The organism is Vibrio nitrifigilis (genome assembly GCF_015686695.1).
Taxonomy (GTDB): domain Bacteria; phylum Pseudomonadota; class Gammaproteobacteria; order Enterobacterales; family Vibrionaceae; genus Vibrio; species Vibrio nitrifigilis.
In genome coordinates this window covers 1,211,150-1,232,136 of sequence record NZ_JADPMR010000001.1, presented here as the reverse complement: position 1 = coordinate 1,232,136, position 20,987 = coordinate 1,211,150, and the positions used below count along the sequence as shown (strand labels likewise).

The following is a 20,987-nucleotide window of genomic DNA, read 5'->3' as shown; positions in this document are numbered from 1 at the left end:
CGAATAGCTACTCTTTTAAACAGAGACCAACAAGGTGTATTTTATTTCAAATGCGCTTTAGCGACTTCAGCAGAAGAGCTATTTGGATACTCATCGACAACTTGTTGATAATATTTTTTCGCCTGAGCAGCATTGTTATTACGAGCAGCAATATCACCCAGTTTTACCATTGCATCGGCACGTTTATTCGATTTATCAAACGCGAGCACAGCAGCGAAATTTTTTGCAGCATCGACATCTTGTTTCTTAGCAAAGAAAAGCTGGCCTAACCAATAGTGGCTATTTGGCGTGTAGACTGATTTAGGAAAATCTTTCTCAAACTTTTCAAACGCTGCAATCGCCCCTGAATAATCACGCTTTTTAAGAATCAAATCGACCGCGTTTTGGTACGCTGTTTGTTCATCAGCATTACTTGAATAGGTGCCTTGGTCGTCATCGGCAGATGCGGACGAATCCGTTGAAGGCTCTGCTGATTTCATAGTGCTACGAACATGGTCAAGTTCCACAAATAGTTCACGCTGACGTTTTACCATCTGCTGCATGTCATAACTATTTTTTTCAATCTGACCACGTAAGTTACGAATTTCTTGAGACATTTCATCCAACTGCTGTTGCATCTGCAGTTGCATGCGACTGCGGGCCTGTAGCAAGCGTTCAAGACGCTGTACATCCCCTTCGGGAGCTTGACTCGAGCTAGCACTGACTGTGTTTGCGCTGGAGCTATTATTGCCAATATCTGATACTGGAGCTGGTGCAGCGAACACTTGGCTCGCTGCACTCGCCAGTAACGTAAGCGTAACAACGCGCTTTAAGTTACTGAACATGAGGTTCATCCTCTATTAGTAAACGAGAACTGCACGACGGTTTTTCGCGTACGCTTGTTCAGTTTGACCAAATACTAGAGGTTTTTCTTCACCGTAGCTAACAATAGAAACTTGGCTAGCTTCTACGCCTAGCGCTTCAAGGTATTTTTCTACTGCTTTAGCACGACGTTCGCCAAGCGCGATGTTGTACTCTGGAGTACCGCGTTCGTCAGTGTAACCTTCGATAGTCACTTTCAAGTTAGGGTTTTTGCTTAGGTAAGAAGCATGAGCCGCTAACATATCTTCGTAATCACTAGAGATGGTTGCATTATCAAACGCAAAGTAAACAGTTTGGTTTTCACGAAGAGCTTGTTCTTTAGCTTCTTGTTCAGAAACTGATGCATTACCTTCGTCCATTGGAGTAGCAACAGTGTTGTCTGTTGTATCCGTTGTTGTTGTCGCTTGCTGTTGCTGATTAGTTTCAGTAGAGCCAGAAGCGTTTGCAGCATCGTCACTTGAACTACATGCTGTCATTGCTAGTACTGGTAGCGCGATAAGTAGCCCTTTAAGAACCTTATTCAGTTGCATCTTATTTTTCCTTACTATTGAAAAGTTTGTGCTTATAAAAACGGTGACCAAGCTGGAGCTCTTACGCGCCCATTAGTTGCTGGCAGTCTCGCTTTAAATCTACCGTCTATCGAAACCATCGATAAAACGTTTTTACCTTGGTAGATAGAACTGTAAATAACCATAGCACCATTAGGCGCAATACTTGGAGACTCATCAAGCAAAGTCTTCGTCAGAATTTGCACCGCTCCCGTTTCCAAATCTTGCTTCGCCAAGTGATAGCCTCGGTTATTGTGATTAACCATTACAAGGTAACGTCCATCAGGCGTAATCTGACCACCCAAGTTTTGACTACCTTGCCATGTGAGGCGTTTGGTCGAACCATCACTTAAATTTACTTGATAAATCTGTGGTTTACCACCCCGATCAGAAGTAAATATGAGCGATTTTCCATCAGGCAGCCAAAATGGTTCGGTATTGTTAGCTCGATCATGCGTTACCTGTGTCAATTTACGACTTTGTAAGTCTAATGTGTAAACCTGTAGCGTGCCTGTTTTAGATAACACTAAAGCTAACTTTTTACCATCTGGTGAGAATTCAGGCGCACCATTATGACGAGGGTAAGAGGTCACTTTTTCACGTTTACCCGTGTAAATATTCATCATATATATTTCAGCACGGCCATTTTGGAAGCTGACATAAGCTAATGTTTTGCCATCAGGAGACCAAGATGGTGACATCAATGGCTGTTTAGAACGTAATACTAATCGTTCGTTGTAACCGTCATAGTCAGCTACGCGTAACTGATATGGGTAAGCTTCTTTATTATTAACAACCACGTAAGCAATACGTGTTAGAAACGCGCCTTTTTCACCCGTTAATTTTTCATAGACTAAGTCAGAAATACGGTGTGCATATTCACGTAAACGTTGCGCAGGTACTGTCGCAATTTTATTAAGTAAAATATGGTCTTTTGAAACGATTAATTGACCATCTTTACTTAACGCTTTGCTTTGACCATGAGTTAACTGGCCGCGCACAACATCAATCAACTTATAATGAATGACATAATGGCCGTTAGAATCTTGTTTGATCGTTCCCGTTAATAACGAATCGACACCGAGCTTTGTCCATGCTTGATAATTGATGTCCTCATCTTTATATGGCGTTTGTGGCATTTTATCCGTCGCAATCGGACTAAACTTACCACTTCGCATTAAATCAGATGCCACGACTGATGAGACATCTTGAGGTAAAGGTGTTTTACCTTCCCATTTAAAAGGGATAATGGCGATTGGACGAGCGGCGTTAATACCATCGGTAATAACAAGATCCAGAGCCGCATTGGCCATTTGTACACTACTTACAATAACGAGTAAGCATCCTAGAAGTAATCGCTTTAACACAAGCATTTCCTTTTTACTCAGGTGCAACGGTTAGGTTGATATTTTTCAATTTTTCTACGACGGCTGCGTCATTTTTAGGTAAAGGGAATGTCCCGATTTTTGCCACTGCTGCTTTCGTAGCTCGACATAAACGCGAATCCCCACCCGCGACGCTTAAACTTCCAACAATCGCGCCAGTGCCCGTCGGTATCAATTTGAGGTTCACCTTACACTCCTTTCCTCTAAAACTATCATCCAAGATTAAGTTTTGTTGGATCAGCTGTGTATAGATAGCCCCCCATCGTTCTGATTCACTGGCTACGTGCTTTGCCTTTGCTGAATTGTTTTCTGTTGATTCTGATTCTAAGCCTTTAAAAATATCATCCAGCGCTTTCTGTTGCTGTTGGCTTTGCTCTTTCAACTTACGTAAACGTTCTTTTTCAGCAGCTGCTTTCGCCGCTGCTTCTTTTGCTGCCTTTTCCCGAGCGAGTCGTTCTGCTTTCGCTTTTTCCGCAGCTTCTTTTTCACGTTGGGCTTGAGCTGCGGCCTCTTTTGCAGCTTTTTGGCGTTCTATACGCTGCTGCTCTGCCTTTTTCGCTGCTGCTTCTTGCGCTTTTCGTTGCGCTTCGGCTTTAGCAGCACGCTCTTGCTCTTGACGCGCTTTTTCTGCGGCGGCTTTTTGTTCTTGCTCCTTCTGTTGACGCGCTTTTTCAGCTTCGCGAGCGGCCTTCGCCTCTTTCACTTGCTGTTCCTTGAGCTTACGTATCCTTTCTTCTTCAGCCTGGCGGTTTTTCTCTAGCTGCTCGCTTTCGCGACGCAGCTTATCCAAACGTTGTTGTTCTTTTTTAGCTGCAGCTTGACGTTCATTACGTATTTTCTGAGCTTGTTGTTTGATTACATTGGGGTCTATGACCACAGCTTCAACCATTTTTCCAGACGGTTTCGGCTTTTCCATATTAAAATCAGAACCCCAAATTAAGGCTGCAATCAAAATGACATGTAGAACAACAGATATCACCAAAGGCTTTTTAAAATTGCTCTTGTTCGGTTTCTTCGCTTTCATGAACAGTCACAAGCCTATTCGTTGTCTTTGATATCAGTTAATAATCCCACCTTAGGAATACCAGCTTTACTTAACTGGTCCAAAACCATCACAATGTTGGCATAAGGTGTCGCTTTATCTCCACCGACGGCGACGGGGGTATTGGGATTAATTTGGCGTTCAGCTTTAATGCGAACCACGATGTCTTGCAACGAAACTCCACGTTGCATTTCTTCGTTATTGACGCTAATACCCAACCCACCTTCTTTATTGATTTCAACAATAATAAAACTCGAGCTATCGCCAGCTAATTCAGAAGCAGGTTTTGCGGTGGTGGTTTTCGGTAAGTCAACATCTACCCCTTGAGTCACGAAAGGTGATGTCACCATGAAGATAATCAACAAAACCAACATGACATCGATATAAGGAACGACGTTGATTTCAGCTGTCATCTTCCGTTTTTTCGGTTGATAACCTGCCATAAATTATTCCCTACCAGCCATTGCTTGACGATGTAAGATGCTATGAAACTCTTCGGAAAATGTTGCGTAACCATGTTCTAGTTTACTGACACGGTTAGTTAAACGGTTAAACGCGATAACAGCAGGTATAGCGGCAAATAAGCCCATAGCAGTGGCAACTAACGCCTCTGCGATACCGGGAGCGACCATCGCCAGTGTTGCTTGTTTGACTTGGCCAAGTGCGATAAAGGCATGCATAATACCCCACACGGTACCGAACAGACCGATATATGGACTAATCGAACCAACGGTCGCTAAAAATGGCAGACTTGTTTCTAACTCTTCTACTTCACGGCCCACCGCTACACGCATTGCCCGGCTGGTACCTTCCATAATGAAATCTGGCGAAGCAGCATTAGATTTATGTAAACGTGCAAACTCAGTAAATCCGCAGTAAAAGATCTCTTCGGTGCCGAAAAGTTCATCTTTGCGTTTTTTACTGTCTTGGTACAGGACCGACAGGTCTTTACCTGACCAAAACTTGTCTTCGAATGCTTCTGCACTTTTTTGTGCTTTGGTTAGTGTTTTACTGCGTTGAAATATCATCGTCCATGACAAAATTGACATGCCTAATAACAACAACATGACCAATTTAACGAGGAAACTGGCTTGTAAGAATAGATCTAGAATTGAAATATCAGCACTCACTAGAGGTAAACTCCATACTCATTGATTGAGGCATAGCAATCGGCCTCATGTTCTGATTGTTAATACATGCTACCTTAACTATTGCTTTACACAATAGGTCGCCTTTAGGATTGACCAGCTCTTGACAGAATGTTAGCGAAGCTTTTTTAAGTTGCGAAACACAACTCTTTACTGTCAATTGCTCGTCAAGACGAGCGCCCTTCAAAAAATCAATATCCACATGTCGGACAACAAATCCTATATGTTGTTTCAAAAGTGATTGTTGATTGATGCCTATCTGGCGCAACATTTCAGTACGTGCACGTTCGAAAAATTTCAGATAATTGGAGTGATAGACCACACCACCGGCGTCGGTATCTTCGTAATAGACCGTAACAGGCCATTCAAAAGTCTTCATAGTTTTGGCATACCAACCCTAAATTATTACAACTGACTGATTACTATAACGCATCTACTGCCCTGTAGTACAAGGGAAGAAGGTACTTTTCACTTTCTCCTGATAAAAAATTAGCGCTGCCTCAAAGAGACAGCGCTATCTTGGTTATTTCATCATCACTCTATTTCAGAAAGATGACAGTTATCCAGCTAACCTAACAAACGTTAGATATAAAAGAATAATCAGTGAAAAATATGGACTGAATACCACCTGCCAAATCCAATGCTTTGGTTTAAAACCAATACCGAAAACCATACTGGCACATAATGACCAAATCATCAGAGGGGCTATGACGGGGTTAAAACCACCGATACTCTCTGAATATGCTTTTGAATCCCACATGACCATAGCCAAGTGATAAAAAGCAAGGACCAGTGATAAGGCTCTAAATAGAGCCTTATCGAGTGGCTGATGCAATTTAGCAACGGTATCAGACCAATTATTCACTGTCTTTGTCCATTTGATCGCGGTGCTCTAACCAAAGCGCGTTGATAATACCGAATGAACAAGCAAGTAGTAGGCCTAGAACCCATACGAAATACCACATAGTAAATGCTCCTTAGTAGCCTGCGTTGTTTGGATTTTCAACATGTTCTTTAGTAAGACGACCGTACATTTTGTAGTAACAAAATGCTGTGTAGCACAGAATAATCGGCACGAACACAGCCGCAACACATGTCATTACAGTCAGAGTCAATTGGCTTGAAGTTGCGTCCCACATGGTCAAGCTAACGTTTGGATTTACGCTTGAAGGCATGATGAATGGGAACATAGCAAAGCCTGCAGTAAGAACGATACCAGCCAAACCTAAGCTAGAAGATACGAATGCAAAACCACCTTTTTTCGCACGAGAGAACAGTGCAGCAAGAAGCGGCATTACAACAGCAAGTACTGGAGCAATCCACATTGCTGGGTATTTGCCGAAGTTGTACATCCAAGCACCCGTTTCACGAACCACTTCTTTGTTCAGTGGGTTAGATGAAGCGTGGCCATCAATAACACTTTTTACAACAAATCCGTCAATGTTTTGAACCCAGATACCTGCAATTACCATCAGTACAGCAACGATAACACCAGTGATTTGCGTTACAGAACGCGCACGGTCATAGACTTCTTCTGATGCTTTCATTTGTAGCCATGCAGAACCTTGCATTTGAACCATGATGACACAAACTAGGCCAGACACGATACCAAATGGGTTAAGTAGCCCAAAGAAACCACCTTCGTAACGAACTTGTAAGAATTCGTTTACGCTTAGAGGTACACCTTGTAGAAGGTTACCAAATGCAACACCGATAATCAGTGGAATAACGATACCGTTAATTGCCAAACCGATGTCCATTGCGTTACGCCATCTTGGATCATCAATTTTGATACGGTATTCAAGACATAGTGGACGTAGCCATAAAGAAGCTAGCACCAAAATCATACCGATGTAGAAACCAGAGAATGATGATGCATAGACCATTGGCCATGCAGCAAACAGCGCACCACCAGCAGTGATAAGCCAAACTTGGTTACCATCCCAGTGAGGAGCAATGGTGTTAATCATCATACGGCGTTCAGTGTTCGTTTTACCAATAAATGGAACTAACGCACCAACACCCATGTCGAAACCTTCTGCGACCGCGTAACCAACAAATAGTACGCCGATCAGTACCCACCAGATAAATCGTAGGACTTCGTAATCAAACATTATCGTGTCTCCTCGCTTAAGCTTCTACTTGGCGGCTAACTTTGTCTTCAACAGAGTTACCGTTTTGTTCGAAATGGTAGCGACCAGTATGTAGGCTACTTGGACCTTTACGACCAAATTTAACCATTAGATAAACCTCTACCACTAGGAAGATGGTGTACAACGCTAAGATAATGATTAACGATGTAATTAGATTACCCATACTCAATGCTGAAGCAGCTACGTTAGTCGGTAAGATTTCACCTACAGCCCATGGTTGACGACCATATTCTGCAACGAACCAACCTGTTTCAACTGCAATCCATGGTAGTGGAATACCAATAAGTGCAGCTTTAAGTAGTAGTGGGTGTTGTTGAATCTTGTTACGGCAAGTTTGAATAAATGACAAGCCAAAGATTAAGAACATTGCCACACCACATGCAACCATGATACGGAATGAGTAGAATAGCGGCCAAACTTCAGGAATTGAATCATCCGCTGCTTTTTGGATCTGTGCTTCAGTCGCATCTGTTACGTTGTTTGTGTAACGTTTAAGAAGCAGACCATAGCCCAAGTCACCTTTCACTTTTTCGAAATCTACTTTATCTTCTGGAGTACTTGTACCAGAACGTAGTTTTTCTAGAAGTTCGTAGGCGTACATACCATTACGGATGCGATCAACGTGTTGAGCGCGAAGATCACGAAGGCCAGGAACTTGTTCATCAATAGAACGAGTTGCGATGATACCTAGCGCCCAAGGAATTTGCACGGCATAGTGCGTTTCTTCATCTTCATTACTTGGTAAACCTAACAGAGTCCACGCGGCTGGTGCTGGTTGGGTTTCCCATTCACCTTCGATCGCAGCAAGTTTGGTTTTCTGTACCGCACCCATTTCGTAACCGGATTCATCACCCAGCATCATTACAGAAACGACTGCACAAATACCGAATGAAGCAGCAACGGCAAATGAACGACGCGCGAATGCAATGTCACGGCCTTTCAATAGGTAGTATGCACTGATACCAAGAATGAACATCGAACCAGTACAGTAACCTGCTGCTACAGTGTGAACAAATTTCACCTGAGCAACTGGGTTTAGTACCACTTCGGCAAAGCTCACCATTTCCATACGCATACTTTCATAGTTGAATTCTGCGCCAACTGGGTTTTGCATCCAGCCGTTTGCAACAAGAATCCAAAGTGCCGAGAAGTTAGAACCGATTGCGGTTAACCAAGTCGCCACTAAGTGTTGACGTTTAGATAGTCGATCCCACCCGAAGAAGAATAGACCTACAAAGGTAGACTCAAGGAAGAAGGCCACTAAAGCTTCTACCGCAAGCGGGGCACCGAAGATATCACCTACATAGTGAGAGTAGTAAGACCAGTTAGTACCAAATTCAAATTCCATGGTTAAACCGGTAGAAACACCTAGGGCAAAGTTAATACCGAATAATTTACCCCAGAACTTTACCATGTCCTTATAGATAGGTTTATCGGTCATTACGTACAAAGACTCCATGATGGCAAGCAGGAACGTCATGCCTAGAGTCAGAGGTACGAATAAGAAGTGATACATCGCTGTTAATGCAAACTGCAATCGCGACAGATCAACTACGTCAATCATAGTAACTCCTTTGTGTCGGCTGAAAGACACGTTGAGCACACTTACTCCACTCACTTTGTTACAACACCCTAATAAATGTTATAAAAAAGTGATTTTTGTTGTAAACATGTGCCGTTGTGGTTAGTTAATTGTTAAGCGCTAGCTAATATAGCTGCGGCTAATAGTACTGCCAAACGAAGATTGTTTCAAAAGGTTTATAGAATCTTTCCGTATTGATTTAAATCAATAGTATTCAGGCAGCGATAGGTAAGAAACGAACAAAATGATTCAAATCAATGAAATCAACTTTTCAATGTTACAGTTTAGTGAAATATGGGGAATTAATAGCGATGTGATACACAAACAGTTAACATAGTGAAAAATATCGTTAACTAGAGATATAAAAACAGATTGTAAAAAACGTGATACAAGTCACACTAAATGAACAAATATAAACAGATGCTAATTTTTGTTACTGAGTTGACTCATTCACACATAGTATAAATGAGTCAATATTTCATATAAATGGCACTGTTAGGCTTTATCAATACCAAAGTGAAGGTACGAACGATCGGTTGCTATTCGTCCTCTAGGAGTTCGTTGCAAAAAACCTTGTTGAATAAGGAAAGGCTCTAACACATCTTCAATCGTGTCTTTTTCTTCCCCTATTGCAGCGGCTAAGTTATCAAGCCCAACCGGTCCACCACCAAATTTTTCCATGATGGCGAGCAGTAGCTTGCGATCCATGTAATCAAATCCTTGGTGGTCAACATCTAACATGTTGAGAGCTTTATCTGCGATATCAGCACTGATATGACCATCACTTTTTACTTCCGCATAATCTCGAACACGTCTTAACAAGCGGTTGGCAATACGAGGTGTACCTCGAGCTCGACGAGCCACTTCTAATGCACCGTCCTCTGCCATTGATAACCCTAAGCATTCTGCACTTCTTTGCACAATATGCTGTAAATCAGGCACATTATAATACTCAAGTCGTTGCACAATTCCAAATCGATCTCGTAGCGGGGATGTTAATGAACCCGCTCGGGTAGTCGCACCAATTAATGTAAAAGGTGGGAGGTCGATTTTTATGGATCGAGCAGCAGGGCCCTCTCCAATCATGATATCAAGTTGGTAGTCTTCCATTGCAGGATAAAGCACTTCCTCTACTACTGGGCTGAGGCGGTGAATTTCATCAATAAAAAGAACATCATTTTCTTCTAGGTTAGTGAGCAGCGCAGCCAAATCGCCAGCTTTTTCCAACACCGGCCCCGAAGTAGTTCGAATATTCACTTCCATTTCATTGGCGACAATATTCGCTAATGTCGTTTTACCGAGCCCTGGTGGCCCAAAAATAAGTAAGTGATCAAGTGCTTCACTGCGCTTTTGCGCCGCTTGAATAAAGATTTCCATTTGATCGCGCACGTGATCTTGACCACGATAATCTTCAAGCTTTTTAGGACGAATAGCGCGATCAATCAGCTCTTCTTCTCTAAATGACGGACTTTCGGCGGCAATAAGACGATCAGCTTCAATCATTGAAGACATTCCTAATTGACTAACTCCCGACCATTTTCTTATCGGGAAAATAATGAATTACCCTATCCAATAACAAAGATTGTCATTGATTAGGGGCTACACCATAGATTTTAGAGCATCTCTGATCAGTTGCTCGCTACTCATACCTGGCTTGGCGATTTGTGATACCACTTTAGACGCTTGAGTCGGTTTATAGCCTAAAGCCAGTAATGCGCTCACAGCCTCTTCTTCAGCACTTTGATCAACACCTGTTACTGTATCTACCGGTGCCGCATCGGTTGCTGGAGTGAGCAGATCACCTGTCCCCCACCCTTTAAGGCGATCTTTCATTTCAACGACCAAGCGTTCAGCAGTCTTCTTACCAACGCCTGGTAGCTTAACTAGTGTTGAAATATCTTCACGTTCTACACATGACACAAACTGGTTAGCTGTCATACCCGATAAAATGCCTAATCCCATCTTAGGACCGACGCCATTGGCTTTAATCACTTCGCGGAATAAAGCACGTTCACCAACGGTATTGAACCCGTATAACAACTGTGCATCTTCACGTACAACGAAGTGAGTATAAATGATGGCTTCTTCACCGACATTGGGTAGTTCATAGAAGCAACTCATCGGCATTTGTACTTCGTAGCCAATGCCACCAATATCAACTAATACTTGTGGTGGTTGTTTTTCAATTAATGTGCCGCGTAAACGTCCAATCACGGGCGATACCTTTTTGATCATGAAACATGAAAAAGATGATAATCAATAACTGGATGGATAGCCAGTAAAAGATAAATCGCTGAAGGTGTGAGCCAAACCGTCACTTTAAAGAGATTACCTAGAGGATAAAGGTTTAACGATATCGTCCACGACGCGCACTCGTCGCCTTACCTGCCATAGCAATTAACGTTTTATTGGTATTGGCATGGCAAATAGCAACACCTAAAGCATCAGCCGCATCGGCCTGCGGGCGGGCAGGTAACTTAAGCATTTGTTGAACCATATGCTGTACTTGCGCTTTATCTGCACCACCGGTTCCTACTACAGCCTGTTTAATTAAACGAGCTGCGTATTCAAACACGGGTAAATCTGCGTTGACTGCAGCGACGATAGCACTGCCACGAGCCTGACCTAGCTTTAAAGCTGAATCAGCATTTTTAGCCATAAATACCTGCTCGATGGCAAACACATCGGGCTGAAATTGAGTGATAATTTCCGAAACCCCCGCGTAGATTTGTTTTAAACGAGGCGGTAATTCTTTCTCCGATGTACGGATGCAACCACTGCCTAAGTACTGCAAATGACGACCTTGTTGACGGATTACACCGTAACCTGTAATACGCGAACCAGGGTCGATTCCTAGGATAATGGCCATTGAGATAGATACCTTACTTTATTGTTTCAACCAATTTTGTAGACTGTCCTCTTCTATAGGATCTTAGATCACTAAACGAAGCATTATGTTCATAGAGCAACATATAAAGCAAAGAAAGTGGACCGAAGTCCACTTTCTTATGATGTTTCAACTCATTGATATTTTTTTGGCTATACATTAAAAACCGTTATTTACGACGCCAAGTCGTGCCTTCAGGGCCATCTTCTAAAATAACCCCCATTTCATTGAGTTTGTCACGCGCCATGTCAGCATTTGCCCAATCTTTAGCAGCACGCGAATCATTACGTAATTTGATGAGTGCTTCAATTTCCGCGGCTTCGTCGTCATCACCTAATTCACCCTGTAAAAATTGTTCAGGATCTTGGTAAAGAATACCAATCACGTCAGCTAGTTCACGCATCAATGCACCTAACGAATTAGCTTGCTCCTGATCTTCACCTTTCAAACGGTTGATATCACGTGCCATATCGAACAATACTGAGTAAGCCTCTGGCGTATTGAAATCATCATCCATTGCTGTATTGAAACGCGCTTTGTAATCATGATTATCAGCAGGTGCTACTGTTAAATCTAGCCCACGTAAAGCCGTGTATAAGCGTTCAAGTGATGCACGAGCCTGCTTTAGGTTTTCTTCACTGTAATTAAGTTGGCTACGATAGTGGCCTGACATTAAGAAATAGCGGACAGTTTCAGCATCGTAATGCTCTAGAACATCACGGATAGTAAAGAAGTTACCGAGAGATTTTGACATTTTCTCGCGATCAACCATGACCATACCGCTGTGCATCCAAGTATTCACGTATTGGCTATCGTGAGCACAGCAAGATTGAGCAATTTCGTTTTCATGGTGTGGGAATTGCAAATCAGACCCGCCACCATGAATATCAAAATGATCACCCAAAATGGAAGAGTTCATCGCTGAACATTCAATATGCCAACCTGGTCGACCTTTACCCCATGGCGAATCCCATTCAGGCTCACCTGGCTTCGACATTTTCCAAACCACAAAATCCAGTGGGCTGCGTTTTGCCGATTCAATATCAACACGAGCACCTGCTTGTAGTTGGTCTAGATCTTGACGGGAAAGACGTCCGTACTCATCAAACTTTGATACTTCAAACATCACATCGCCATTATCAGCAACGTAAGCGTAGCCTTTATTGATCAATGTTTGAACGAGTTCGATGATTTGCGGGATAAATTTCGTTGCACGTGGCTCAACGTCTGGACGACGAATATTCAATGCATCGAAATCGTTGTACATTTCTTGCACCAAACGTTCAGTCAATGATTCGCATGACTCGCCATTTTCTGCTGCACGTTTAATGATCTTATCATCGATATCGGTAATGTTGCGTACAAATGTTAAATCGTAGCCTGAGTAGCGCAGGTAGCGCGACACAACATCAAATGAAACAAAAGTTCGCCCATGTCCGATGTGACAGAGATCATAGATGGTGACTCCACAGACATACATGCCAACTTTGCCAGCAACGATGGGTTTAAATTCCTCTTTCTGTCTTGTCAGTGTGTTATATATCTTCAACATGATCTCTATCTAATTTGTCTATAAAACGAAATGGTGTAACAGTATAACAACTCTATTATGCTTAGGTCATCCATTTGATGTTTTGAATGAACAAAAAGTTAGGCTAGAATTGCTATTTCATACAAAACAAAGCAAAGGTAATGCTCATGATCACCCTTCATACTAATTTTGGTGACATCAAAATCCAACTTAATGAAGAAAAAGCACCAGAAACAAGTGCCAACTTCCTACAATACTGCCGCGATGGTTTCTACGACAACACTCTTTTCCACCGTGTTATCGATGGCTTCATGGTTCAAGGTGGCGGCATGACTTCTGGTTTAAAAGAAAAAACCAGTCGTGCACCAATCCGTAACGAAGCTAATAATGGTCTGAGCAATAAAGTGGGTACGCTAGCAATGGCTCGTACAATGGAACCACATTCAGCAAGCTCACAGTTCTTCATCAACGTGAACGACAACACTTTCCTAGACTTCCGTTCAGAAAGCCTAGACGGTTGGGGTTACTGCGTATTTGGTGAAGTAGTAGAAGGTATGGACGTTGTTAACCAGATTAAAGGGGTTAGCACGGGTTCATACGGTATGCACCAAGACGTACCACTAGAAGATGTGGTTATTACTGGTACTACCATCGAAGAGTAATCAAAAAGCTGAGCACTTTAGTGCTCAGCTCCTTTATTTATGCAAAAGACACTTTTTATTTCCGATCTTCACCTTACCCCGACCCGACCAGATATTACTGATTGTTTCATGCGCTTTATGCAGAATGAGGCAGTAGAGTGTGATGCATTATATGTATTGGGTGATTTATTCGACTTTTGGATTGGTGACGACGACGATAGCCCATTTGCCAGACAGATTAAACAGGCATTTAAACACCTAACGGATCAAGGCATTCCTTGCTATTTTACCTGTGGAAATAGGGATTTTCTCATTGGTAAACGGTTTGCCAAACAAACGGGAATTACGTTATTACCAGACGAACATGTCGTTGATCTCTATGGCCGTAGAGCCGTGGTTCTCCATGGTGATACATTGTGCACACAAGATGAACGTTATCTCGAATTTCGCGCCAAAGTTCATCAACCATGGTTACAGCGATTGTTTAAATGTTTACCTATGTTTGTTAGACGAAAGCTGGTTGCTCGTATTCAATCTGATATCCGCCAAGACAAACAACACAAATCCATGGATATTATGGACGTCACGCCCTCAGAAGTGGTGAATGTTATGCATCGACATCAGGTAGATTTAATGATTCACGGTCATACCCATCGCCCTAATATTCATCAAAATACAGATTCGAGTCAAACGCGTATTGTGTTGGGAGATTGGTTTGAACAGGGCTCTGTTTTAATCGTTAAACACAATGACTTTCAATTGGAACAACGTGAGTTTTTTCACTAAACACCACTTTTTTCGTCCACACTCACTGGAAATAGAATACGCTTATACAATACTGTAAATTTGTGTGCGCGGAGCTAGACAGAATTCTATGGGCGATAGCCAAAAGATAATCAAATATTCTTATATTGCTCGTCAGCCGATACTCGACCAAAATAAATGCACTGTCGGTTACGAGCTATTGTTTCGTGATGGGCCTAATAATAGCTTCCCTGATATTGACCCAGAGACAGCGACGAGCAGGCTCTTATCTGACCACTTCTTATCGAATCATTACCAAACGTTAGGCGAAAATTTTGGTTTCGTTAACTTTCCTTACCAAAGTTTAATCAATCTGATTCCAACACTCTTTCCTTCACATAGTTTAGTTATAGAAGTACTGGAAACCTGTGAACCTTCGGATGAGTTATTGAGTGCAATCAAGCATATGCGTAAGCAAGGCTATAAAATCGCACTGGATGACTTTATTCCTAATCAGGCTTGGAAGCCTTTTATCCCGTATATTTCCGTTATCAAGTTTGATTTACGCGCAATATCTATCGCCAAAGCAAAAATCTTTATGGATCGAGTTAAAGGGTATGATATTGAGTTTTTGGCGGAAAAAGTAGAAACCTATGACGAATTTCAGCAAGCAAAAGCGGCAGGCTTTACCTTATTCCAAGGCTATTTTTTTAGTCAGCCCGAAGTCTTACAACGTAAATCTTTAAACCCTACTTTCCTCACTTTAGTTCAATTATGTAAAGAGATTTCTAAAGAGAACCTTGACTACAAAAAACTAGAAGAGATTATTACGAAAGACTTATCTGTCTCATTTAAACTGTTGTCGTTCGTGAATGCATCGGCTTCGGTGAGTTCCAAAATTCAAAATTTTAAACAAGCGTTAGTCTATCTAGGCGAACAAAAGTTACGCCGCTTTGTCTCTATTGTTGCTATTGCATCCACTCAAGACGACAAACCTAACGCGCTGTACACTTTATCCATACAACGAGCCCGCTTTTGTGAGCTACTTTGGCAACGAGCTAGAGTAAAGTCTAACAACTTCGATTTAGAAGATGGAGCGGCCTTTCTAACCGGTATGTTCTCTTTGTTGGATAGCTTACTCGATCAACCCTTAGATAACATCGTCGAACAAATACCGATTGATGAAGCATTAAAACAAGCACTACTAAAAAAAACCGGCATATTGGGCAGTATTCTAACGTTAGTACAGTCCTACGAACTCGCTGATTGGGATGTAGTGGCTCGCCAATCTAAGGTACTTCAACTATCAGAAAAAGACGTGATCAAAAGTTACGATGATGCGATTGAATGGGCTGATGTCATGATGGATATGCAGCTATAGACTTTTAAGAGCCTGATGAATACACTTGTTTCTTTGTTTCCAAACAGTACCTTCCAACTATGACCCTATGCTATTGTTGCTCTGGCCTAACCTACGCTCAGTGCTGCGAACCTATTCATAACGACCATGCTAAGGCCGAAAAACCGGAACAGTTAATGCGCGCTCGCTATAGTGCTCACGTACTCGGTTTAGTCGACTTCGTTGTTAATACCTACCACTCATCATGTGACGCTGAACAGCAACGTGAGAGCATTGCTGAATCAATCAATAGTGATTGGCGCCAGCTAGAAGTGCTGTCAGTCGAAAATAGCCCAAACCAAGATGAAGGCTTTGTCCATTTTAAAGCGCATTTTGCCGATCATAACCAAACTTATTGCTTAGAAGAAAAATCCCGCTTTGTACGAGAACATGGGCTCTGGTATTACATAGATGGTGAATTTCCTCAACACCAACCAAGCACAAAGATTGGACGCAACGATCCCTGCCCTTGTGGTAGTGGCAAGAAATATAAAAAGTGTTGTGGTAAGTAGCTCTTTGAAATAAAAAACCAGCTTATAAGCTGGTTTTTTTAACTATCTGAGAATGACAATGACATCAATTACTCTTGATCGATAATCCATTTGCGGAAAGCTTTTCGTTCTTGCTGTGAAGACTTTTTGTACCAAGCTTTTAATTGATTGAGATTAGATACACTCATATTACTTTCTGGAGCTTGAGTCACTTTTGTTGATGTAGATGACGCTTTTGTAACAGGTTGGGTTTGGCTAGCAATCACTAATACCGTGCTCATGGCTGCAACGCCACCATTCAAATTATACTCTTTGACTTCAGCCACATAGTCCCGACCGAGTTGAATACCATTCTTTTTCAATTTGTCCTGAGCAATAACAACATTATTACCCTGGCTATCAACTAACGACCATTGCATATTGTCAATATGTTCACGAGCGTCATTAATAGATTTATAATCAGGTAGTTTAAAGCTTAGTTTAGTATCTTTAGCATCTAGCTTTGCAACATACACATCACTGTATGCCTGTTTTAAATCTGTACCAACCATAAAAGACGGGGAATATTTGAAGACAATTTGATTGAGTCCATCTTTAAGCGTTTCTTCATCAGAACCAAAAAGGCCTGAAGACTTTTCAGGTTGATGAGAGTTAATAGCTAAAACATCAACATCCTCTGGAATTTGCAGGGTAACATCGGCCATCGCCGTGAATGGGATTCCAATAGATAATGCTAATAGCAATGACGCCGTCTTACTCATTTTTATTCCTTTATAAGTTGTTACTAAATACTTGATCAACTCTAATTCTACCAATTTCTTTTGAAAAAACAGTAAATTCTTATTGGTTAAGATAACTATTTTTTAAAAAGAAAAAAGCCCGGCAATAGCCGAGCTTTTAAATATGATACTAGTGATTACCAGTATACACGTACACCTACACCGTAGTAGCTGTCGCTGTTTGTAACGTCTGAATCTGTGTAACCAGTTTCTGCGTATAGTTTAGTCCAGCTTGCGTATTGGTATAAAACACCGCCGTATACGTTATTGTATGTGTTGCCTTCTGATTGGAAGTCGTTGATGTATTCGTAACCACCGTATAAAGAAGTTTTCTTAGTGATGCTGTAAGCACCAGCAACAACGTAAGAGTCTGAAGTCAACTTAGTGTTAGCATCGTTGTCTTTAACTTCTGCGTGCCAGTAAGTAGTACCTAAGTTCCAGCCGTCGCCATTGTAGTTAACAGTCAACATACCGTGTTTAAGTTCAGTGTCACTAACTGATGTTGTTGTTGTAGCAACAGTGTAAGTAGCGTTATCTGTGCCAGTGAACGTTTTGTTTGCAGTAGAAGTTGAAGACGTTTTGTCTTCTTGGTAACCAACACCACCGTAGATGTCGAAGCTACCTACTGTAGTACCTAGGTACAATTCAGCAGTAGTTGGGTCTTCGTTACCGTTGTCATAACCGTAAGCAACTTTTAACCAGCCAGCGTCGCCTTCAACGTCGTAGCGAAGTTCAGCGTTTTGAGTCCAGTTCATGTCGTAACCAGATGCTTCTGGAAGTACACTGTAACCGTAACCTATCCAGTCGTTTTCAACACCCCAAACGTCATCAGTGATGATGCTTTGTTTACCTAGAGTTAGAGTACCGTATTTATCAGAAGAAATACCGATCCAGTGTTTACGGTTGTCGCCACTGTTAGATTGGCCGATACCGAACTCTACTGATGCTAGAGCTTTAAGATCATCAGTAAGCGCGTATGCTGCTGTAACACCAGCACGAGAAGAACCTGATTTCAACGTGGTTGAAGTGTCAGTACTTTTTGCGCCATCATCGTAGTCGATTTGTTTAAGTTCTTCACGCAATTGACCGTAGAAGTCTACTGATGCAGAATCTGTTTTTAAAATCTCAGCTGCATTAGCAGTCCCAGCTACTGATGCAAGCACTGCTAGTGCTAAAAGAGTCTTTTTCATAATAATCCACTGCCTTTTCTTAAATCGGGAGATCCTTTGCCCGGTTCCCTTTTTGTTATTGATGATGGCTGACAACTCTACGGTTATTCACCATCGCCACTAAATTCGGAACTAAGATTGCAAAAGAAAATTCTAAGTGTCAAATACTCTAAAAGCCAAGTTAAAAAAACATAAAAATCCTTATTTTTCATAATCTTAATTAAAAACCGATGTAAAAAACGCTTAAAAATCATACAAAAACATCAATTTTCATCACTATCAATTGGTTAGCATTACCGGATAATTATCTCTTTATAAGGGTAAAATGTATCAATATTTAGAATTTTATAAAGCCAATTAACCACGTATGGAGATTTATATTTTTGAATCGTAAATAATCCTTTAACTACATGAAGGTTCAATCTTTTTTTGTGAACGAGATCTACATTTGATTTAAAACAGTGTTGTTTTAGCGAACTACTTGTTAAGTAACGATCTGTGGTAGACTCCGCCCGTCTTGATGATGAGAGCCATTATGCTTAGCCCAAACGTTCAAAAATCCATACGAAATAGCTATCAAAACCTGCAAGCACAACTCGATAATTTTGTACCTCGCCGAGCACAAAACTATTTGGTGGCTGAAATTGCCAAAAGTTTGAGTGGTAGCTACCACAAAACGAATCGTATGTTAGTGGCTGAAGCGGGTACAGGGATTGGTAAATCGTTGTCTTACCTCATGGGGGCGATTCCAGTTGCGATCGCTAATAATCGCAAAGTGGTCATTTCTACAGCTACGGTTGCGCTTCAAGAACAGCTTCTTAATAAAGATCTCCCACTCTTTCGCCGCATTACCGATTTAAATTTCTCTTTTATCGTGGCCAAAGGACGACAACGTTACTGCTGCGCAGAAAAGCTTGCCTCTGCTGCCGGAGTTGATGGTGGCCAAATGGCCATGTTTGAAATCAAACCCAAACAAGCCGATATCGAGTTACTGCAAAAGCTCTATCACGAATTAGCTCAGCAGCGTTGGGACGGCGATAGAGACTCTTGGCCAGACCCGATAGATGATGCTATCTGGCAATTGATCGTTAGTGATAAGCACACGTGTAATCATAGTTTTGCAGCTCACCGTCACTGCCCCTTTCAGAAAGCTCGTGCGGAATTAGATAAAAATGATGTCATTATTGCCAACCATAGCCTAGTCATGTCTGATGCTAACCTCGGTGGCGGTGTCATTTTACCAGAACCAGAGAACACCATTTATGTATTTGATGAAGCGCATCATTTACCTCATGTTGCTCGCGATCACTCTTCTGCATCAGCAACATTAAAGGGAGCGGCAAGTTGGCTAGAGAAGCTTAACCAGTCATTGGCTAAATTTTCTAATTTGGCTGACGAAAAACGTGTATCTCGCTTTCGCAATCAAGCTCAAGAAAGCTTCCAGCAATTGATACCAACACTCTCGCAATTACCAAATCGCTTTAATATCGAGGGATTTGAAGAAGGCGTGTTTCGCTTTGAAAACGGTGAACTCCCCGATTGGTTAGAAGAACAAGCGAAAGAACTAAAACGCGACAGTCAAAAAGCCAATCAAGCAGTATCGAAAATTGCCGATTTAATCGCAGAAAGAGTAAAAGAGGGGGAATTATCGTCTCGTCTCGCGGAACCCGCTTTAACAGAGCTCGGATTTTATATTCAACGCTTGGAAAACTTGCAGCAAGTTTGGGCCTTAATGGCAGAGGTAGTACCTGATAAAGCCGCACCTTTAGCACGTTGGTTAGAGGTAAGTCCGGAGCGTGATCGTGACTTCATTGTTAATGTCGCTCCCCTTGAAATAGGTTGGCAGTTAGACCAACAACTGTGGAGCCGATGCATTGGCGCCGTTTTGGTATCAGCCACGATGCGAGCACTTAACTCTTTTCATTATTTCTGTCGCCAAGCTGGGATCAGTGAAAAAGAAGAAGACGGTGTTCAATTTTTAGCGCTTGCCTCACCGTTTGACTATAAACAGCAGGCAGAGTTACTGATTCCTAAAATGGATTATGAGCCAGCAGCACCGCAATTTACTCAGTATTTGTCGCAACGCTTAGAACACTTTATCGAGCCCAATAAAGCCAACCTGGTGCTCTTTTCATCTTATTGGCAAATGAAAGAAGTCGCTGAATACATCACACCCATTTGTAAAAGCAAGGGGTGGACGCTACAACTTCAAGGAACAAAGTCACGTAATGAAATTCTAAAAAAACATAAAAATCTAATCAAAAAGCAAAAAACTAGTGTTTTATTTGGCACAGGAAGCTTTTCTGAGGGATTAGACTTACCTGGTGAGTTATTGGAAAACTTGGTGATCACAAAAATTCCGTTTGCAGTTCCGACATCACCAGTAGAACAAGCACATGCTGAATATATTCAAAATCGCGGTGGCAACCCGTTTATGCAGATTACCGTTCCTGAAGCCAGTAAAAAACTGATACAGTCAGTTGGGCGGTTATTACGTAAAGAACGCGATTCAGGACGTGTAGTGATACTCGATCGACGTATTGTCTCTAAACGTTATGGGAAACAATTACTTGATTCACTTCCACCGTTTAAGCGCAACATTGAATATTAATGACTCGGGAAACCAG

The 20,987-nt window shown here is 41.8% G+C and carries 22 protein-coding genes; 5 read left to right on the top strand and 17 right to left on the bottom strand.

Translation table 11 applies throughout. From position 1 onward, the window contains the following. Nucleotides 1-41: 41 nt before the first annotated feature. From ybgF to cysS, 15 genes are all read right to left on the bottom strand, one after another. Nucleotides 42-824, bottom strand: a complete 783-nt coding sequence (gene ybgF / locus I1A42_RS05545) for a tol-pal system protein YbgF (protein ID WP_196122868.1) — start codon at nucleotides 822-824, stop codon at nucleotides 42-44. Between the two features lie 15 nt (nucleotides 825-839). Next, the gene (gene pal / locus I1A42_RS05540) at nucleotides 840-1,391 is read right to left on the bottom strand and encodes a peptidoglycan-associated lipoprotein Pal (RefSeq protein ID WP_161154061.1); all 552 of its coding nucleotides are present in this window, start codon (nucleotides 1,389-1,391) and stop codon (nucleotides 840-842) included. A 32-nt stretch (nucleotides 1,392-1,423) separates the two neighbouring features. Then, complete coding sequence (gene tolB, locus I1A42_RS05535; RefSeq protein ID WP_161154062.1) at nucleotides 1,424-2,776, bottom strand: Tol-Pal system beta propeller repeat protein TolB; 1,353 nt, start codon at nucleotides 2,774-2,776, stop codon at nucleotides 1,424-1,426. A 13-nt stretch (nucleotides 2,777-2,789) separates the two neighbouring features. Continuing rightward, a complete protein-coding gene (tolA, locus tag I1A42_RS05530) occupies nucleotides 2,790-3,818 on the bottom strand; it encodes a cell envelope integrity protein TolA (protein WP_161154063.1) in 1,029 nt (342 codons plus the stop codon). A 14-nt stretch (nucleotides 3,819-3,832) separates the two neighbouring features. Then, nucleotides 3,833-4,279, bottom strand: coding sequence for a protein TolR (tolR, locus tag I1A42_RS05525; RefSeq protein WP_161154064.1), 447 nt, complete (start codon nucleotides 4,277-4,279; stop codon nucleotides 3,833-3,835). A 3-nt stretch (nucleotides 4,280-4,282) separates the two neighbouring features. Further along, entirely contained in the window at nucleotides 4,283-4,966 is a 684-nt protein-coding gene (gene tolQ, locus I1A42_RS05520; RefSeq protein WP_196122867.1) for a protein TolQ, read from the bottom strand. Continuing rightward, entirely contained in the window at nucleotides 4,956-5,363 is a 408-nt protein-coding gene (gene ybgC, locus I1A42_RS05515) for a tol-pal system-associated acyl-CoA thioesterase (protein ID WP_196122866.1), read from the bottom strand. The genes tolQ and ybgC overlap by 11 nt, the downstream gene beginning before the upstream one ends. 180 nt (nucleotides 5,364-5,543) lie before the next feature. Beyond that, nucleotides 5,544-5,849 (bottom strand): cyd operon protein YbgE, encoded by a 306-nt coding sequence (gene ybgE, locus I1A42_RS05510; RefSeq protein WP_196122865.1) that lies wholly within the window; start codon nucleotides 5,847-5,849, stop codon nucleotides 5,544-5,546. Further along, nucleotides 5,842-5,949, bottom strand: coding sequence for a cytochrome bd-I oxidase subunit CydX (gene cydX, locus I1A42_RS05505; RefSeq protein ID WP_161154068.1), 108 nt, complete (start codon nucleotides 5,947-5,949; stop codon nucleotides 5,842-5,844). The genes ybgE and cydX overlap by 8 nt, the downstream gene beginning before the upstream one ends. A gap of 12 nt (nucleotides 5,950-5,961) precedes the next feature. After that, on the bottom strand, nucleotides 5,962-7,098 hold the full coding sequence (gene cydB / locus I1A42_RS05500) for a cytochrome d ubiquinol oxidase subunit II (protein ID WP_161154069.1): 1,137 nt from the start codon (nucleotides 7,096-7,098) through the stop codon (nucleotides 5,962-5,964). A 16-nt stretch (nucleotides 7,099-7,114) separates the two neighbouring features. After that, a complete protein-coding gene (locus I1A42_RS05495) occupies nucleotides 7,115-8,701 on the bottom strand; it encodes a cytochrome ubiquinol oxidase subunit I (RefSeq protein ID WP_161154070.1) in 1,587 nt (528 codons plus the stop codon). Between the two features lie 513 nt (nucleotides 8,702-9,214). After that, a complete protein-coding gene (gene ruvB / locus I1A42_RS05490; RefSeq protein ID WP_161154071.1) occupies nucleotides 9,215-10,222 on the bottom strand; it encodes a Holliday junction branch migration DNA helicase RuvB in 1,008 nt (335 codons plus the stop codon). Nucleotides 10,223-10,318: 96 nt separating this feature from the next. Further along, nucleotides 10,319-10,933: a Holliday junction branch migration protein RuvA gene (gene ruvA / locus I1A42_RS05485; RefSeq protein WP_161154072.1), complete on the bottom strand. Its 615-nt coding sequence runs from the start codon at nucleotides 10,931-10,933 to the stop codon at nucleotides 10,319-10,321. A 133-nt stretch (nucleotides 10,934-11,066) separates the two neighbouring features. Beyond that, complete coding sequence (gene ruvC, locus I1A42_RS05480; protein ID WP_161154073.1) at nucleotides 11,067-11,588, bottom strand: crossover junction endodeoxyribonuclease RuvC; 522 nt, start codon at nucleotides 11,586-11,588, stop codon at nucleotides 11,067-11,069. A 187-nt stretch (nucleotides 11,589-11,775) separates the two neighbouring features. Continuing rightward, nucleotides 11,776-13,158: a cysteine--tRNA ligase gene (gene cysS, locus I1A42_RS05475; protein WP_196122864.1), complete on the bottom strand. Its 1,383-nt coding sequence runs from the start codon at nucleotides 13,156-13,158 to the stop codon at nucleotides 11,776-11,778. 146 nt (nucleotides 13,159-13,304) lie between these two features. On the opposite strand from cysS, the gene I1A42_RS05470 reads away from it, so the two are divergent. The 4 genes from I1A42_RS05470 (at nucleotide 13,305) to I1A42_RS05455 (ending at nucleotide 16,433) form a co-directional block, all read left to right on the top strand. Further along, the gene (locus I1A42_RS05470; protein ID WP_161154075.1) at nucleotides 13,305-13,799 is read left to right on the top strand and encodes a peptidylprolyl isomerase; all 495 of its coding nucleotides are present in this window, start codon (nucleotides 13,305-13,307) and stop codon (nucleotides 13,797-13,799) included. 39 nt (nucleotides 13,800-13,838) lie between these two features. Continuing rightward, on the top strand, nucleotides 13,839-14,564 hold the full coding sequence (gene lpxH, locus I1A42_RS05465; RefSeq protein WP_196122863.1) for a UDP-2,3-diacylglucosamine diphosphatase: 726 nt from the start codon (nucleotides 13,839-13,841) through the stop codon (nucleotides 14,562-14,564). Nucleotides 14,565-14,673: 109 nt separating this feature from the next. Further along, a complete protein-coding gene (locus tag I1A42_RS05460; protein WP_196123776.1) occupies nucleotides 14,674-15,903 on the top strand; it encodes an EAL and HDOD domain-containing protein in 1,230 nt (409 codons plus the stop codon). Nucleotides 15,904-15,962: 59 nt separating this feature from the next. Further along, on the top strand, nucleotides 15,963-16,433 hold the full coding sequence (locus tag I1A42_RS05455; protein ID WP_196122862.1) for a YchJ family metal-binding protein: 471 nt from the start codon (nucleotides 15,963-15,965) through the stop codon (nucleotides 16,431-16,433). 68 nt (nucleotides 16,434-16,501) lie between these two features. Here the strand turns inward: I1A42_RS05455 and I1A42_RS05450 are convergent, their stop codons facing one another. Then, nucleotides 16,502-17,173, bottom strand: coding sequence for a DUF2057 family protein (locus tag I1A42_RS05450; RefSeq protein WP_196122861.1), 672 nt, complete (start codon nucleotides 17,171-17,173; stop codon nucleotides 16,502-16,504). A 155-nt stretch (nucleotides 17,174-17,328) separates the two neighbouring features. Then, a complete protein-coding gene (locus tag I1A42_RS05445) occupies nucleotides 17,329-18,381 on the bottom strand; it encodes a porin (protein ID WP_196122860.1) in 1,053 nt (350 codons plus the stop codon). A gap of 514 nt (nucleotides 18,382-18,895) precedes the next feature. On the opposite strand from I1A42_RS05445, the gene dinG reads away from it, so the two are divergent. Then, a complete protein-coding gene (dinG, locus tag I1A42_RS05440; RefSeq protein ID WP_196122859.1) occupies nucleotides 18,896-20,971 on the top strand; it encodes an ATP-dependent DNA helicase DinG in 2,076 nt (691 codons plus the stop codon). The last annotated feature ends 16 nt before the right edge of the window (nucleotides 20,972-20,987 follow it).

What these genes read in the sequence shown, in the direction of transcription:
- ybgF (WP_196122868.1), bottom strand. Translation starts at nt 824, where the DNA reads ATGTTCAGTAACTTAAAGCGCGTTGTTACGCTTACGTTACTGGCGAGT.
- pal (WP_161154061.1), bottom strand. Translation starts at nt 1,391, where the DNA reads ATGCAACTGAATAAGGTTCTTAAAGGGCTACTTATCGCGCTACCAGTA.
- tolA (WP_161154063.1), bottom strand. Translation starts at nt 3,818, where the DNA reads ATGAAAGCGAAGAAACCGAACAAGAGCAATTTTAAAAAGCCTTTGGTG.
- tolR (WP_161154064.1), bottom strand. Translation starts at nt 4,279, where the DNA reads ATGGCAGGTTATCAACCGAAAAAACGGAAGATGACAGCTGAAATCAAC.
- ybgC (WP_196122866.1), bottom strand. Translation starts at nt 5,363, where the DNA reads ATGAAGACTTTTGAATGGCCTGTTACGGTCTATTACGAAGATACCGAC.
- cydX (WP_161154068.1), bottom strand. Translation starts at nt 5,949, where the DNA reads ATGTGGTATTTCGTATGGGTTCTAGGCCTACTACTTGCTTGTTCATTC.
- cydB (WP_161154069.1), bottom strand. Translation starts at nt 7,098, where the DNA reads ATGTTTGATTACGAAGTCCTACGATTTATCTGGTGGGTACTGATCGGC.
- I1A42_RS05495 (WP_161154070.1), bottom strand. Translation starts at nt 8,701, where the DNA reads ATGATTGACGTAGTTGATCTGTCGCGATTGCAGTTTGCATTAACAGCG.
- ruvB (WP_161154071.1), bottom strand. Translation starts at nt 10,222, where the DNA reads ATGATTGAAGCTGATCGTCTTATTGCCGCCGAAAGTCCGTCATTTAGA.
- ruvC (WP_161154073.1), bottom strand. Translation starts at nt 11,588, where the DNA reads ATGGCCATTATCCTAGGAATCGACCCTGGTTCGCGTATTACAGGTTAC.
- cysS (WP_196122864.1), bottom strand. Translation starts at nt 13,158, where the DNA reads ATGTTGAAGATATATAACACACTGACAAGACAGAAAGAGGAATTTAAA.
- I1A42_RS05470 (WP_161154075.1), top strand. Translation starts at nt 13,305, where the DNA reads ATGATCACCCTTCATACTAATTTTGGTGACATCAAAATCCAACTTAAT.
- lpxH (WP_196122863.1), top strand. Translation starts at nt 13,839, where the DNA reads ATGCAAAAGACACTTTTTATTTCCGATCTTCACCTTACCCCGACCCGA.
- I1A42_RS05455 (WP_196122862.1), top strand. Translation starts at nt 15,963, where the DNA reads ATGACCCTATGCTATTGTTGCTCTGGCCTAACCTACGCTCAGTGCTGC.
- I1A42_RS05450 (WP_196122861.1), bottom strand. Translation starts at nt 17,173, where the DNA reads ATGAGTAAGACGGCGTCATTGCTATTAGCATTATCTATTGGAATCCCA.
- I1A42_RS05445 (WP_196122860.1), bottom strand. Translation starts at nt 18,381, where the DNA reads ATGAAAAAGACTCTTTTAGCACTAGCAGTGCTTGCATCAGTAGCTGGG.
- dinG (WP_196122859.1), top strand. Translation starts at nt 18,896, where the DNA reads ATGCTTAGCCCAAACGTTCAAAAATCCATACGAAATAGCTATCAAAAC.